Source organism: Hafnia sp. CBA7124, from assembly GCF_002355555.1.
Taxonomy (GTDB): Bacteria; Pseudomonadota; Gammaproteobacteria; order Enterobacterales; family Enterobacteriaceae; genus Hafnia; species Hafnia alvei.
Map to the genome: position 1 here is coordinate 1,181,970 of NZ_AP017469.1, position 14,040 is coordinate 1,196,009.

At 49.9% G+C, this 14,040-nt stretch carries 13 protein-coding genes; 1 reads left to right on the forward strand and 12 read right to left on the reverse strand.

Annotation, left to right across the window (positions count from 1 at the left end):
• Positions 1-32: 32 nt before the first annotated feature.
• From nadD to leuS, 4 genes are read right to left on the reverse strand one after another with little or no spacing between them, the layout of a single operon-like run.
• The gene (nadD, locus tag CPY98_RS05500) at positions 33-704 is read right to left on the reverse strand and encodes a nicotinate-nucleotide adenylyltransferase (protein WP_046449476.1); all 672 of its coding nucleotides are present in this window, start codon (positions 702-704) and stop codon (positions 33-35) included.
• Complete coding sequence (holA, locus tag CPY98_RS05505; protein ID WP_096386691.1) at positions 694-1,728, reverse strand: DNA polymerase III subunit delta; 1,035 nt, start codon at positions 1,726-1,728, stop codon at positions 694-696. Before holA ends, nadD begins: the two co-directional genes overlap by 11 nt.
• Positions 1,725-2,462 (reverse strand): LPS assembly lipoprotein LptE, encoded by a 738-nt coding sequence (gene lptE / locus CPY98_RS05510; protein ID WP_025800653.1) that lies wholly within the window; start codon positions 2,460-2,462, stop codon positions 1,725-1,727. The genes holA and lptE overlap by 4 nt, the downstream gene beginning before the upstream one ends.
• Positions 2,463-2,476: 14 nt before the next feature.
• Complete coding sequence (gene leuS / locus CPY98_RS05515; protein ID WP_096386694.1) at positions 2,477-5,059, reverse strand: leucine--tRNA ligase; 2,583 nt, start codon at positions 5,057-5,059, stop codon at positions 2,477-2,479.
• Positions 5,060-5,413: 354 nt separating this feature from the next.
• On the opposite strand from leuS, the gene CPY98_RS05520 reads away from it, so the two are divergent.
• A complete protein-coding gene (locus tag CPY98_RS05520; RefSeq protein WP_025800655.1) occupies positions 5,414-5,896 on the forward strand; it encodes a zinc ribbon-containing protein in 483 nt (160 codons plus the stop codon).
• Positions 5,897-5,947: 51 nt separating this feature from the next.
• Here the strand turns inward: CPY98_RS05520 and rihA (CPY98_RS05525) are convergent, their stop codons facing one another.
• From rihA (CPY98_RS05525) to lnt, 8 genes are all read right to left on the reverse strand, one after another.
• Positions 5,948-6,880: a pyrimidine-specific ribonucleoside hydrolase RihA gene (gene rihA / locus CPY98_RS05525; protein ID WP_096386697.1), complete on the reverse strand. Its 933-nt coding sequence runs from the start codon at positions 6,878-6,880 to the stop codon at positions 5,948-5,950.
• Between the two features lie 13 nt (positions 6,881-6,893).
• Positions 6,894-7,841, reverse strand: a complete 948-nt coding sequence (rihA, locus tag CPY98_RS05530) for a pyrimidine-specific ribonucleoside hydrolase RihA (protein WP_096386699.1) — start codon at positions 7,839-7,841, stop codon at positions 6,894-6,896.
• A 194-nt stretch (positions 7,842-8,035) separates the two neighbouring features.
• On the reverse strand, positions 8,036-8,761 hold the full coding sequence (locus tag CPY98_RS05535; RefSeq protein ID WP_025800658.1) for an amino acid ABC transporter ATP-binding protein: 726 nt from the start codon (positions 8,759-8,761) through the stop codon (positions 8,036-8,038).
• Positions 8,761-9,435 carry a glutamate/aspartate ABC transporter permease GltK gene (gene gltK / locus CPY98_RS05540; protein WP_025800659.1) on the reverse strand — a complete coding sequence of 225 codons (675 nt, stop codon included), beginning with the start codon at positions 9,433-9,435 and terminating at the stop codon, positions 8,761-8,763. Before gltK ends, CPY98_RS05535 begins: the two co-directional genes overlap by 1 nt.
• A complete protein-coding gene (locus CPY98_RS05545) occupies positions 9,435-10,175 on the reverse strand; it encodes an amino acid ABC transporter permease (RefSeq protein WP_025800660.1) in 741 nt (246 codons plus the stop codon). Before CPY98_RS05545 ends, gltK begins: the two co-directional genes overlap by 1 nt.
• Positions 10,176-10,433: 258 nt before the next feature.
• Positions 10,434-11,366: an amino acid ABC transporter substrate-binding protein gene (locus CPY98_RS05550; RefSeq protein WP_046458562.1), complete on the reverse strand. Its 933-nt coding sequence runs from the start codon at positions 11,364-11,366 to the stop codon at positions 10,434-10,436.
• 411 nt (positions 11,367-11,777) lie between these two features.
• Entirely contained in the window at positions 11,778-12,365 is a 588-nt protein-coding gene (locus tag CPY98_RS05555; protein WP_025800662.1) for an MSMEG_1061 family FMN-dependent PPOX-type flavoprotein, read from the reverse strand.
• Between the two features lie 150 nt (positions 12,366-12,515).
• A complete protein-coding gene (gene lnt / locus CPY98_RS05560) occupies positions 12,516-14,039 on the reverse strand; it encodes an apolipoprotein N-acyltransferase (protein ID WP_043491823.1) in 1,524 nt (507 codons plus the stop codon).
• Position 14,040: the final 1 nt, after the last annotated feature.

Here is a 14,040-nt window from a genome sequence, read left to right on the forward strand (position 1 = left end):
AATAGGCCGCGGAGTATAACACGCGACCAGAGCTAACGGTACAGCCCCTGTAATTCGATATAGCGTTGAACCGCACGTGGGAGTAAATCATCACAGCTGATGCCTTGATGGCGGCGCTGACGAATATCCGTTGCTGAAATAGCAAGTAGAGGCGTATCAGCAAGATAAATACAGCCATGGGGCCGCTGGCTGAGGTGCGTCGCATCATAAACGCGATGTTGCTCGAGCCAGTTTTGTAGCTCAGGTGTATCCAGACGATCGGAATATCCCGGACGCGCGCATACCAGCAAGTGACAGTAATGCAGGATTTCTTCCCAACGATGCCATTTATGCAGGGTCAACAAAGAGTCTTGGCCGATGATAAAGGCTAACGGTGCGGCAGCACCTCGCTCTTGGCGAACTTCAATCAACGTATCAATGGTATAGGAGGGCGTTGTGCGGTGCAGCTCTCGTTCATCAACCGAAAACAGCGGATTGCCGGCGATAGCCAACTCAACCATCGTTAAGCGTTGCTGCGCATTGGCCTCTGGCTGAGGGCGATGCGGAGGAACATGATTGGGCAACAAGGTGACATTTTGCAGGCCAACTTCCTGTGCCATCGCGGTGACCGGCTTAAGGTGCCCATAATGAATGGGATCAAAAGTACCGCCAAAGAGCGCGGTTAAGCGATGTTTAGCGGCAGCCTGCAGATGTTCATTCGGCATTGAGCATACTCTCCGGCAACGATTTTCCGCAAAGTAGCAGCGTTAGCGACTCCAGTTCACTCCATACGGATTGGCCGTAGTCTTGTTTGAGAATGACTTCAATGTGTGACAGCAGTGCGATGGACTGATGAAGCTGCTGAAGACTAAGAAGTTGTAACGCCTGAGTCATCGCCGGTCTACGATTCTGCCAAACCTTGTGCTGATCAAACAGATTGCGCAGTGGTGTATGGCTCATCTGGCTTTTTAGCGTCATCAACAACAAAACTTCCCGTTGCACGGTACGCAGTAAGATCACGGGCTCCATGTCTTCTTGGCGTAGCTGCTGCAAAATATGCCATGCACGTTTGCTTTTACCAGCAAGAATAGCGTCCACCCAGTGGAACGGCGAAAAATGAGCCGCATCACTAACGGCTTCTTCAACGCGAGGCAGCGTTAATTTTCCGTCTGGATAGAGCAATGAAAGACGCTCTAAAGCCTGAGATAGCGCTAATAAATTGCCCTCATAGCAGTAGCAAATGAGCTGGTTGGCTGCTTCGTCTAACTGCAAATTCATCTGTTTGGCGCGGGTGGCAACCCAACGTGGGAGCTGTGCTTGCTCTGGCGTTTGGCAACTGATCATAACCGCATTTTGGCTAAGCGTTTTAAACCATCCGGCATTTTCTTGTGCTTTGGTTGGCTTATTACCACGGATAATCAGCAATAGATCGGGGTGCAGCAAGGTAGACAGCTTGGTCAGCTGTTCGCCGATTGCGGCATTTGCACCGTTTTCTGGCAACGTCAGAGAGATAATTTGGCGGCTGGCAAACAGGCTCATCGCCTGAGAAAGGCTAAAGATGCTTTCCCAATCGGTATGAGCATCAAGCGCAAAGGTGAAATATTCAGTAAAGCCATGCTCTTGCGCCTGTTGGCGGATAAGATCAAGGCTTTCCTGTAAGAGCAACGGCTCGTTGCCCATAACTAAATAACAAGCGCGCAGCCCCTCACGGAGCTGCGCGGCAAGTTGCTCAGGATAAACGCGAGTCATTGTGCGCTAATACTGCCTGTAGATTTAATCGCGGTGGTTGGCACAGTGGCACCGGTGTTGACTGAGTTAAAGTCATTGGCGCTTTGCACTTTTGGCGCAGCCACTTCTGCATTCATGCGGTTGTCGTTGTTTTGCAACTCAGCAGCATGAACAGAGAGTAGTTTACGAACCAGTTGTTGTGCCGCCTGATCGCGCATCTCCTGACGGATCATCTCCTGCTCGGCATCTTTCGCCAGCGCAGTTAATGGGTTGTCGAAGAACGAGCGATAAACGCGCACGGTCAATGGATAGAGATCGTGTCCACGCACTAATACCTGCGCATTCACATTTAACACCATTTGGTATTCAGCCGTTTTACCATCTTTGAAGATCGACACGGTTTCTTTGGATTCGCTGCTGCCAACAATACGCAGTGATGGCAGTTTATCTGAACCATCAGCCGGTTTTGCTGCTGTCGCAGAGTTATCCACGATGCTAGCGCTGCTGGTTGTGGTCGCGTCCGTCGTTTTCGAGTCGTCAACTTTAGGATCGACGATAGTAATACCGCTTAGGCGCAGCTGTTCACGAATAGAACGTGACAGTGGGCCATACGGGTCGCTCGTGTCAAACGTGATTTTCTGGAATTCGGTTGGCACCGACGTGTTACCACGCAGATGGAAACCACAACCGGCGGTAAGTACCGCCAGCCCCAGAACAGCAACTTTTAACAACGACGTCATAGTACGATGTCGCACAATTCCTCCTCGGCTCAACCTACAACTAGGTTCAGCAGTTTACCCGGAACGTAAATCACTTTACGAATGGTCACGCCGTCGAGATATTTAGCGACCTGAGCTTCTTGACCTGCAAGTTCGCGAACCTGCTGTTCAGTGGCATCAGCCGCAACGGTTACCTTGCCACGGACTTTACCATTAACCTGAACCACGATCAGCTTAGAATCTTCTACCATCGCTTTTTCGTCGGCTTGTGGCCACGGAGCAACGTCGATATCGCCTTCGCCGCCCAACGCTGTCCACATTTCGAAGCTAGCGTGCGGGGTGAACGGATACAGCATACGAACCACGGCCAGCAGAGCTTCCTGCATCAACGCACGGTCTTGCTCGCTCTCTTGTGGAGCACGAGCCAGCTTGTTCATCAGTTCCATAATCGCCGCGATAGCGGTGTTAAAGGTCTGACGACGGCCAATATCATCGCTGACTTTAGCAATAGTTTTATGCAGATCGCGACGCAGCGCTTTCTGATCTTCGTTCAGGTTTGCAGCGTTCAGCTCTGCGCATGCGCCTTTCTGTGAATGTTCGTAAACCAGTTTCCAAACGCGTTTCAGGAAGCGGTTAGCACCCTCAACGCCTGATTCCTGCCATTCCAGCGTCATTTCAGCCGGAGAAGCAAACATCATAAACAGGCGAACGGTATCTGCGCCGTAACGCTCAACCATGACCTGAGGGTCGATGCCGTTGTTTTTAGACTTGGACATCTTGCTCATGCCAGCATAAATAACTTCGCGGCCTTCGTTATCAACGGCTTTGGTGATGCGACCTTTTTCATCGCGCTCAACGGTAACGTCAACAGGGGAAACCCAGTTACGCTCGCCGTTTACGCCGGTGTAATAGAAGGCATCAGCCAGAACCATACCCTGACACAGCAGACGTTTAGCGGGCTCATCAGAGTTGACCAAACCAGCATCGCGCATCAGTTTATGGAAGAAGCGGAAGTACATCAGATGCATGATGGCATGTTCGATACCACCAACATACTGATCAACCGGCAGCCAGTAGTTAGCGGCTTCTGGATTCAGCATGCCTTCATTGTACTGAGGGCAGGTGTAGCGTGCGTAATACCATGAAGATTCCATGAAGGTATCAAAGGTATCCGTTTCGCGCAGCGCTGGCTGGCCGTTAACGGTGGTTTTTGCCCAGTTTGGATCGGCTTTGATTGGGCTTGTGATCCCATCCATCACCACATCTTCAGGCAGAATAACCGGCAGTTGATCTTCTGGCGTTGGAATGACGCTGCCGTCTTCCAGAGTGACCATTGGGATTGGCGCACCCCAGTAACGCTGACGAGAAACACCCCAGTCGCGCAGACGATAGTTCACTTTACGCTCACCAACGCCTTTCTCTACCAGCTTGTCTGCGATGGCGTTAAAGCCAGCTTCATGGCTCAAACCGTCAAATTCACCGGAATTGAACAGCGCGCCTTTATCGGTCATGGCTTCTGCATGAACGTCAGGCTCGCTACCGTCCAAATTCAGGATCACAGGCTTAATCTGCAAACCGTATTTAGTGGCAAACTCCCAGTCACGCTGATCGTGAGCAGGAACGGCCATTACGGCACCGGTGCCGTATTCCATCAAAACGAAGTTTGCTACCCAAACTGGCAGTTTTTCGCCCGTCAGTGGGTGAATCGCAAACAGGCCGGTGGCCATGCCTTTTTTCTCCATGGTTGCCATTTCTGCTTCGGCAACTTTGGTATTACGGCATTCGTCGATGAATTGAACCAGTTCAGGATTGTTAACAGCACCAAGCTGAGCCAGAGGATGGCCCGCCGCGACGGCAACGTAAGTTGCGCCCATGAAGGTATCTGGACGCGTAGTATAAACGGTCACTTTCTCATCGCTGTCTGCGACGTCGAAAGTAATTTCGACGCCTTCAGAACGGCCGATCCAGTTACGCTGCATGGTTTTGACCTGTTCAGGCCAGTTTTCCAGCGTATCAAGATCGTTTAGCAGTTGGTCTGCATAAGCGGTGATTTTAATGAACCACTGAGGGATTTCTTTACGTTCGACTTTGGTGTCGCAGCGCCAGCAGCATCCGTCAATAACCTGTTCGTTAGCCAGTACGGTCTGGTCATTCGGGCACCAGTTAACGGCGGAGGTTTTCTTATAAACCATGCCTTTTTCGTACAGCTTAGTGAAGAACCACTGTTCCCAACGATAGTAATCAGGATCGCAGGTCGCGATTTCGCGGCTCCAATCGTAGCCGAAGCCCAGCAGTTTAAGCTGGTTCTTCATGTATTCGATGTTGTCGTAAGTCCACGGAGCCGGTGCTGTTTTATTCTTAACCGCAGCGCCTTCTGCTGGCAGACCGAATGCATCCCAACCGATTGGTTGGAGAACGTTTTTACCCAGCATGCGTTGGTAACGGGAAATCACATCACCGATGGTGTAGTTACGCACGTGACCCATGTGGAGTCGGCCGGATGGATACGGGAGCATAGAGAGGCAGTAATATTTCTCTTTACTTGCATCTTCGGTAACCTGGAAGGTTTTCTTTTCATCCCAATGGCGCTGGACGTGTGATTCTATGTCCTCTGGACGATATTGCTCTTGCATGGCAGCTGGGGGTCCTGTTGGTTAAAAACAGCAATACCTTTTCTCTTTCGGGGTCAGCGATGTTGGCTGTTATCGAAAGACGTTAGGTATACGACTGTGATCTTTTTAAAAAACGTTTTTTTATGAAGTTTGGCTTTAGTACCGATCGCCATAGAATAGCCGATAAGCGCGGCGTGCAACAACCAAGAAGCGTCAACAAGAGGGCAATTCTTTGTGATTAAGGACAAAAGCGTTACGTTGAGATGCCGATCACAGCCTAAAGATCGTAGAGACTCAGGTATTTACGTCTAAAATGATTGTAGGTTAGGTTAAGGGTACGAATCAGATTACATTCACGTCACGCGGAGGTTTGGTATGAACAAGGTTGCTCAGTATTACCGTCAATGGGTCGCGGCATTAACCGAACGATTGAAAAACGGCGAGCGTGACATTGATGCACTGATTGAGAGCGCGGAAAAGCACTTAAACAAAGCGGAAGATCTCACGCATGATGAAGTAGAACAGATTAAGCTTGCCGTGCGACGCGATCTGGAAGAGTTCGCCCGCAGCTACCAAGAAAGCAAAGATGAGCTGACCGATAGCGTATTTATGCGCGTCATCAAAGAGAGTTTATGGCAGGAACTCGCCGATATTACCGACAAAACTCAGCTCGAATGGCGCGAGGTTTTCAAAGACGTCAGCCATCACGGCGTTTATCACAGTGGGGAAGTGGTTGGGCTTGGGCATCTCGTCTGCGAAAAATGCCACTACACGCTTGATTTCTATACCCCTGAAGTTTTGCCGCTGTGCCCAAAATGCGGCCATGACCAGTTCCACCGTAAGCCGTTCCAGCCTTAGGTTTTGGGAAACGTCATCCCCATTTTTCAGGGGATGACGAATAGTCAAACATCAATACAGCGAAACTCGCTCCATCAAGAGTTTCACAAACCCTTCTCGATCGACGTTGAGCAACACTTCGGTATTTGGCGTATTCCCAGTTAGGTTATAGACGTCTGCCACAGTCATGCCCGTGGTGTATTTCCCCTGTGTTTCTACGCCAACCCAGTAGTGTGCCGAGGTAAATAATTCAGGTTTAAGCAACCATGCCACGACGCAGGGATCGTGCATCGCTGCGCCCGGCAGTTTACGCGGCCCGCTAAGATAGAGCGGCAGATAGAAATCAAGCATTTCGGCTACGGCCTTTGCTACTGGATTATTTATAGCGCGAATTTGTTCGACTTCATCTGCCATCACCAAGGCTTGATGGGTCATATTTAGTCCAGCCATCACTAGTGGCACGCCCGATTGCAACACAATTTCAGCGGCTTCAGGGTCCACGATGATATTGAACTCAGCTGCCGGCGTGGCGTTACCGCCGTCGATGCCGCCGCCCATGAAGACGATGCGTGAAATCTTGGTTTTCAGCTCTGAGTATTGTGATAGCAATAGCGCGGCGTTGGTCATTGGCCCTGTTACGACTAGCGTTATCGGCGTATCTGATTCGCGAAGAATTTTTGCCATCAGTTCAACGGCATTGAGCGGATGAGGCTGAATGGTGGCGGCTGGCAGCTTGGTGGTTCCCATTCCGGTTTCGCCATGCACGTGGTCAGCAATCATTAATTTGCGCATTAGCGGTTGGTGCGCGCCGCCTGCAACAGGAATATCGGTACGCTGCATGAGCGTGAGTAACCCTAGCGCGTTGTGCAGCGTTTTCTCTGGGGTCTGGTTGCCCGCTGAGGTGGTGACGGCCTTGATATCCAACTCAGGGGAATGTAAGGCCATCGCCAGTGCAATTGCATCGTCAAGGCCCGGATCGCAGTCAAAAATGATAGGGGTTGGCATCGGTTTTCCTCCGTTAGCGCAGATTGGCGTAGGCGGTGCCGACGCGTTCAACCAGTAAATCGACGAATGCCTGACGATCGATATCCATCATTACGGTGGTATTTGGAGCGTTGTTGGTCAGGCTGTAGTAATCCACCACGGTCATTCCTTGTGTGTATTTACCTTGTGTTTCAACACCGACCCAGCGTTCAACGCAGGTAAACATTGATGGCTTAATCAGCCATGCGATGGTGCAAGGATCGTGTAGCGGAGCGCCTTGGAATCCCCATTTTTCCTGTTTGTGATATTCCATGAAGAAATCCAGCAGGTCAGCGACCACCGCGGCGACGGGATTATCCAACTGGCGGAAACGTTCAATATCTTCACTCATGATTTGGGCCCGATGGGTGACATCAAGTCCGGCCATAACTATCGGTAGCCCTGATTGGAATACGATTTCGGCCGCTTCAGGATCGACATAAATATTAAACTCGGCGGCAGGTGTCCAGTTGCCGAGCCCAGCGGCACCACCCATGATCACGATGCGCGCAATTTTGGGCTTTAATTCGGCATGTGAGGTGAGGAGTAATGCAATATTAGTGAGTGGCCCGGTCGCAACAATGGTCACCGGCTCTGCGCTCTCACGCAGGGTTTTGGCGATAAGCTCAACGGCATTGCATTGTTGTGGTGCGAAGTTGGGTTCTGGAAGCTCTGGGCCATCTAAACCGCTTTCGCCATGCACGTTGTCGGCGATGATTAGCTCGCGCATCAGGGGTTTCACTGCGCCACCCGCTACCGGAATATCGCTTCTTTGCAGCAACGTTAAAATGCGCAGAGCATTGCGTAGCGTTTTCTCTGGCGTTTGGTTGCCCGCGGAGGTGGTAACGGCTTTGAGGTCGAGCTCTGGTGAGGCAAGGGCAAGGATGAGCGCAATAGCGTCATCGTGGCCAGGATCGCAATCAAGGATAATAGGTAAAGACATTCGAGAAGACTCCTGTCATTAGCGGGTTTTATTGTTTGAGCATATTTATTTGAAGAAGATTGTTTAATAATGATTGTTTGAAAATTAATGTGTGACCAGCTTAACGCGCAGAAGAAATTTGGAATAGAAAAGCGAGTGGAAAGCGTGAGGTAATGCGCAATCCCACACGATTGTGGAAATTGCGCACGAAAACATTAATGAATGATTTTAGCGAGGAAATCCTTGGCGCGATCGGATTCTGGATTATTGAAGAAGTCGTCTTTGTTGCGATCTTCCACAATTTTGCCTTCATCCATAAAGATTACGCGGTTGGCTACTTTACGCGCAAAGCCCATTTCATGCGTCACCACCATCATGGTCATGCCTTCTTTTGCCAGTTCGACCATAACATCCAGCACTTCGTTGATCATTTCAGGATCGAGCGCCGAGGTGGGTTCATCAAACAGCATGGCGACAGGATCCATACACAACGCACGTGCAATAGCCACGCGCTGTTGCTGTCCACCGGAAAGCTGGCTAGGGAATTTGTCAGCATGAGAGCTAAGCCCTACGCGTTCCAGCAATTTTAGCCCTTTGCTTTTTGCCGCGGCTTTTTCGCGGCCTAGTACTTTCACCTGTGCCAACGTGAGGTTTTCGATAATCGACAAATGTGGAAACAGTTCAAAATGCTGAAAAACCATGCCCACTTTCGAGCGTAGCTTGGCTAAATCCGTACGTTTATCGTTAACCTGAATTCCGTTCACCGTGATCTCGCCTTTTTGAATCGGCTCCAGCCCATTAACGGTTTTTATCAACGTTGATTTACCTGAACCAGAAGGGCCGCATACCACCACCACTTCGCCTTTTTTCACTTCCGTGGAGCAGTCTGCCAGCACCTGAAAGTGACCATACCACTTAGAAACATTTTTCAGGGAAATCATCAAACAGTCCTTTTTTTCAAGTAATTAACCAGCGCCGAAGCGGCTAGGCTGATAATAAAATAGACAAAACCGGCAAACAGAATCATTTCTACCTGCGTTCCATCACGTTCCCCGATAGTTGACGCGGTGCGGAAGAAATCGGCCAAGCTGAGTACGTACACCAGTGAAGTATCTTGAAAGAGCACAATTCCCTGAGTGAGCAGCAGCGGCACCATGGCGCGGAACGCCTGAGGCAGGATCACCAAACGCATCGATTGCCAGTGGGTCATGCCTAACGCTAGCGAAGCGCCGGACTGCCCCTTGGACACGCTTTGGATGCCCGCACGAATGATTTCTGAGTAGTAGGCGGCTTCGAATAGAGAAAACGCTACCATGGCTGAGATAAGCCGAATATCGTTTTTTGGTGATAGGCCTAGAACTTGTTGTAATAAGCTTGGAACAACAAGATAGAACCAAAGTAAAACCATCACCAACGGTACGGAGCGGAACAGGTTGACGTAGAGCGTGGCAAACCAGCTAATCGGTTTGAACGACGATAAACGCATGACGGCTAAAACCGTACCCCAGATAATGCCAAAGACCACGGCGATAACCGTAATTTTTAGCGTAATCACCATCCCATTCATCAGATAGGGCAGGCTAGGAACAATAGAACTCCAATCAAACTCGTACATTATTTGCTCCCCATATTCCCTGGTAGCTGAATCTTGCGCTCGACGAAGTGCATGATCAGCATGATCACCGCGTTGATGGCAATATAGGCCAGCGTGATGGCGGTAAAGGATTCGTAGGCATGAGCAGAATAATCGAGCAGCTTGCCTGCCTGAGCCGCCATGTCGACCAGCCCAATAGTTGATGCGATAGCCGAGTTTTTCACCAAGTTAAGCATTTCGGACGTCATTGGCGGAACGATCACGCGATAGGCATTAGGCAACAAGACATAACGGTAGGTCTGTGGAAGCGTGAGCCCCATGGCTAAACCGGCGCTTTTTTGCCCGCGTGGCAGCGATTGAATGCCTGAGCGAACCTGTTCACACACGCGTGCAGCGGTAAATAATCCCAGACATAGCATCGAGGAAACGAAGAACTGGATGTTGGGGTCGAGCTCGCTCTTAAACCACATGCCGATATCAGCGGGCAATAATTCGGGGATCACTAGATACCACGTAAAGAATTGCACAATCAGCGGAACGTTGCGGAAAAGCTCGACGTAACACATGCCGAGGCTTGAGAGAAAGCGGTTAGGAACGGTGCGTAGGATACCGAAAATAGAACCGACGAAAAACGCGATGATCCACGCACAGATAGACAGGGCTACCGTGACCTGAAAACCAGACCAGATCCACCCCAGATACGTTGTGTTGCCGAAAGGTGCCTGTTGCAAAAAGATGCCCCAGTTCCAGTCAATAGACATAGATAGCTCCCTAAAGTGAGATACGGCAATAACCTATTCAGACGTCAGGCTGGGTAGATAACCGCACACACGAAAATTGATGACAGTCACTTTTAATTGGAGACAAGACAACTGCGGCGAGAAAAAGGGGGAGGGAACGATCTCCCCCAATCCCGTCTGCCTAAAGTTTTGTCAGCAATCTAGCGCCATTGCGTAACTCGAACGACAATGGCGATTGTCTCCGTCTCCTTAATTTTTACATCGTGCGGAGACTAGGATTTATTTAGCGATTTGGTCGTTAGGGGCTTTGAACAATGCTTTCATGTCATCAGAAAGCGCAAAGTTCATATTCATATTTTTTGGTGGAATTGGTTGATTGAACCAACGTTCAAACCATTTAGCGGCTTCGCCAGAGGTTTGCGCTTTGGCAATGGTTTCATCCATCAGCTTTTTAAAGGCTGGATCGTTCTTACGTAGCATACAGCCGTAGGCTTCATGCGACTGAGGAGTGCCGACGATTTCCCACTGATCGGGTTTCTTCGCTTTAGCACGCTCACCGGCCAATAAGGCGTCATCCATCATAAAGGCCACGGCGCGACCGCTTTCCAGAGTACGGAATGAGTCACCGTGATCTTTGGCGCTGATGATGCGCATTTTCATATTGTCTTTTTCGTTCAGCTTATTGAGCAGGATCTCAGAGGTGGTACCTGATGTGACCACGACCGGTTTGCCCGCCAGATCTTTGAAATCTTTAATATCGCCGCCTTTTTTCACCAGCAGACGAGTACCAACGACGAAGATCGAGTTAGAGAAAGCCGCTTGTTGCTGGCGCTCTGCGTTGTTGGTGGTGGAACCACATTCAAAATCAAAGGTCCCGTTTTGCAGCAGTGGGATTCGGTTCTGCGAGGTGATTGGCAACATTTTTACCTGTAAATTAGGCATGTTCAGCTGCTTTTTAACCGCATCAACGATTTGATTAGAATAGTCTTGGGAATAGCCCACCACTTTCTGTGCGTTATCGTAATAAGAGAAAGGTACAGAAGATTCGCGATGACCAACGACGATAACGCCGCTGCTTTTAATCTTTTGTAATGTGTCTGCAGAGGCTTCAGCTTTCTGGGCGTCTGCTGCTTTTGCTTCATCTGCGGCGTGAGCCACGGTGCCAGACATACCGATTAGCAGCATTGATAACGCCAGTTTGCGCATTTGCATTCGCGTACTCCTTTGATTGTTGTGTTACAAGTTTCACATTTAATTGTTATATATAGCTTTTGTTACTGCTTTTTATCTGTTCGTACGTGGGGGCCGGAACGATGGCACCGCTGTACGTTTACCCATTGTCGAAATTGGTTGTCTCTTATTTGGCGTGCAAAATACGTCTGCACTTGATAGCAAAATAGCCTAATGTAACCAAATTGATATCTTTATGTTTATATTTTGAGACATAAACCGCACCATTTAGTGGCATAAAATTCCCGATGCACAAAAATAAAGCACTCAATGCATCAATTTTGTGCAGCGTTTTTATGGATTAACGCCAACGCATGGTTTTCGGTCGTTATGCGGAAAATACTGCAAGAGGTATGCCAGAAATTGAGCTCCGCGCGGGAGCTCATGGCGATGTTAGGCTTGAGAGGCTGCTTGAGATAGTGCGATGTGGGCGCGGACAATTTCCATGATAGAAGGCAGTGACTTAGGATCAAGCTGGCGTTCAGCGTCCCATAAGCCCCCAAAGGTCACGGCTCTGCCACAGTGGATAAAGGCTTCTTCAACGTTAATCACCAGCACGCTACGAGCGGCATTTTCTTGCACATTGAAGCGTTGGCATAGCTCAGGATCGACGCTGATTTGTGCGCTGCCGTTCACACGAAAGGCTTCACTCCAACCAGGAATTAAAAACAGCAGCCCGATCGTTGGATTATTCAGCAGATTACGAATGCCGTCTAAGCGATTGTTGCCCGGTAAGTCGGGCAGCAACAGCGTTTTTTCATCTTCCACTACGACAAAGCCCGCATCTCCGCCTTTGGGAGAGCAGTCCATTCCGTTTTCACCAACCGTTGAAATCACGACAAATGTAGACGACGCGATCAGCTGACGGGCGTAGCTATCAATGTGATCAATTTGCTTCTGCAGCACCATCTTATTGGGCTGAGCATAGTGTTCACGCAATTTTTGCTCATCGGCAATGATAAATTCAGGATTTAGCTGCATCACTTTCTCATTAATGACTAGGGAAATTGCGGGCACATTAACAGCAGTGAGTATGATTCGCAATCGCGAAAATAACCCTACTTGATTGAGGGGACGGTGTTCTGGGGAGTTGAGAAGTACCTCCCCCGAGAAGGGGGAGGTAGTGCGGGTTTAACGGCGTTTACGTCCGGCAATCAGCGCAAGAGCGGCCATCACAAAGGTAATAATCCATAGTGGGATAGAACCAAAGCGGGCGTAAGGCGTGATGCCCGTTGTCGGTGCAACGTTAACTTCCAGCACCTTGCGTTCAAACTGTGGAATTTCCGCAATCACATTGCCTGAAGCATCAACCGCAGCGGTAACGCCGTTGTTGGTGCTGCGCAGCAGTGGACGACCCAGTTCTAACGCACGCATCCGTGCCATTTGGAAATGCTGCCATGGGCCAATGGAGTGGCCGAACCACGCATCGTTAGACACGGTGAGCAAGAAGTTAGTGTCTGGGCGGAAGTTAGCGCGTACCTGCTCGCCAAGCACGATTTCATAGCAAATAGCTGCGGTTAGGTTATATCCCTGCACGCTGAGCTGTGGTTGGATATAGTCTCCACGGCTAAAGGCTGACATCGGCAGGTTAAAGAACGGCGCTAGAGGACGCAGCAAATCTTCCATCGGCACAAATTCACCAAAAGGAACCAGATGGTGCTTGTTGTAGCGGTTTTTGCTCGGATAAACGTACGGTTCTTTCTCACCCAAGACGATCACGGTGTTGTAATAACGTGGGCCATATTCGCCCATGCGGTCATCAACAATACCGGTAATCAGGCTGCTGTGGTGTGAGCGGAACAGGCTGTCGAGCATGGTTAAGAACTGGTTCTGATTCTTTTCAGTATCTGGGATTGCGGATTCCGGCCAAATAATAATCGGCGCTTTCCCCAGATAAGGACGTGATTCATCCAGATAGGTTTGCAGCGTGGTGATCAGCGCGTTCGGATCCCATTTCATGGATTGCTCAATGTTACCCTGAACCATTGCCACGTTAACCGCTTTGTCTGTTTGGTTCTGATACCACTGAATACCGCGCAGCGGCCAAGGTAATAACAACAGCGCGAGAGCAACAATCGCGGGGACAATTTTGCGCAGGCAGACTGAAAGTACAACCAATCCACTGATAATCATCAGTAAATAGGTGATGGTGTCCATACCCGCAATGGGAGCAATGCCTTTCAGCGGGCCGTTGATCTGGCTATAGCCAAACTGAAGCCACGGGAAGCCGGTTAATACCCAGCCGCGCAGGAATTCAGTCAATTGCCAAAGCGCCGGAGCCGCGATAACTAAACGCCAAACGTTCGCCTTAGGCCAAAAACGATTGAGCACACCGGCAAAAAGCATCGGATACAGCGCAAGATAGGCGGCCAGCAGCACGACCAGTGACATACTCACCGGCGTTGGCATGCCGCCAAACTGTTCAATACTGACGTAAACCCAGTTGATTCCCGTTCCGAATAACCCCATTCCCCACAGAAAACCTAAACCGATGGCTTGTTTCGTGGTGCGGTTAAGCGTAACGGCAAGCAGGCCAATCAGTGAAATGAGAGCCGCAGGCCAGAAATCATAGGGAGAGAACGAGAGGGTGCCAGCGGCACCCAAGATAAGCGCCAGCAGGGCGCGAACCCACTGGCGTTGAAGTAATGAACACATG

What these genes read in the sequence shown, in the direction of transcription:
- nadD (WP_046449476.1), bottom strand. Translation starts at nt 704, where the DNA reads ATGCCGAATGAACATCTGCAGGCTGCCGCTAAACATCGCTTAACCGCG.
- holA (WP_096386691.1), bottom strand. Translation starts at nt 1,728, where the DNA reads ATGACTCGCGTTTATCCTGAGCAACTTGCCGCGCAGCTCCGTGAGGGG.
- leuS (WP_096386694.1), bottom strand. Translation starts at nt 5,059, where the DNA reads ATGCAAGAGCAATATCGTCCAGAGGACATAGAATCACACGTCCAGCGC.
- CPY98_RS05520 (WP_025800655.1), top strand. Translation starts at nt 5,414, where the DNA reads ATGAACAAGGTTGCTCAGTATTACCGTCAATGGGTCGCGGCATTAACC.
- rihA (WP_096386697.1), bottom strand. Translation starts at nt 6,880, where the DNA reads ATGCCAACCCCTATCATTTTTGACTGCGATCCGGGCCTTGACGATGCA.
- rihA (WP_096386699.1), bottom strand. Translation starts at nt 7,841, where the DNA reads ATGTCTTTACCTATTATCCTTGATTGCGATCCTGGCCACGATGACGCT.
- CPY98_RS05535 (WP_025800658.1), bottom strand. Translation starts at nt 8,761, where the DNA reads ATGATTTCCCTGAAAAATGTTTCTAAGTGGTATGGTCACTTTCAGGTG.
- gltK (WP_025800659.1), bottom strand. Translation starts at nt 9,435, where the DNA reads ATGTACGAGTTTGATTGGAGTTCTATTGTTCCTAGCCTGCCCTATCTG.
- CPY98_RS05545 (WP_025800660.1), bottom strand. Translation starts at nt 10,175, where the DNA reads ATGTCTATTGACTGGAACTGGGGCATCTTTTTGCAACAGGCACCTTTC.
- CPY98_RS05550 (WP_046458562.1), bottom strand. Translation starts at nt 11,366, where the DNA reads ATGCAAATGCGCAAACTGGCGTTATCAATGCTGCTAATCGGTATGTCT.
- CPY98_RS05555 (WP_025800662.1), bottom strand. Translation starts at nt 12,365, where the DNA reads ATGCAGCTAAATCCTGAATTTATCATTGCCGATGAGCAAAAATTGCGT.
- lnt (WP_043491823.1), bottom strand. Translation starts at nt 14,039, where the DNA reads ATGTGTTCATTACTTCAACGCCAGTGGGTTCGCGCCCTGCTGGCGCTT.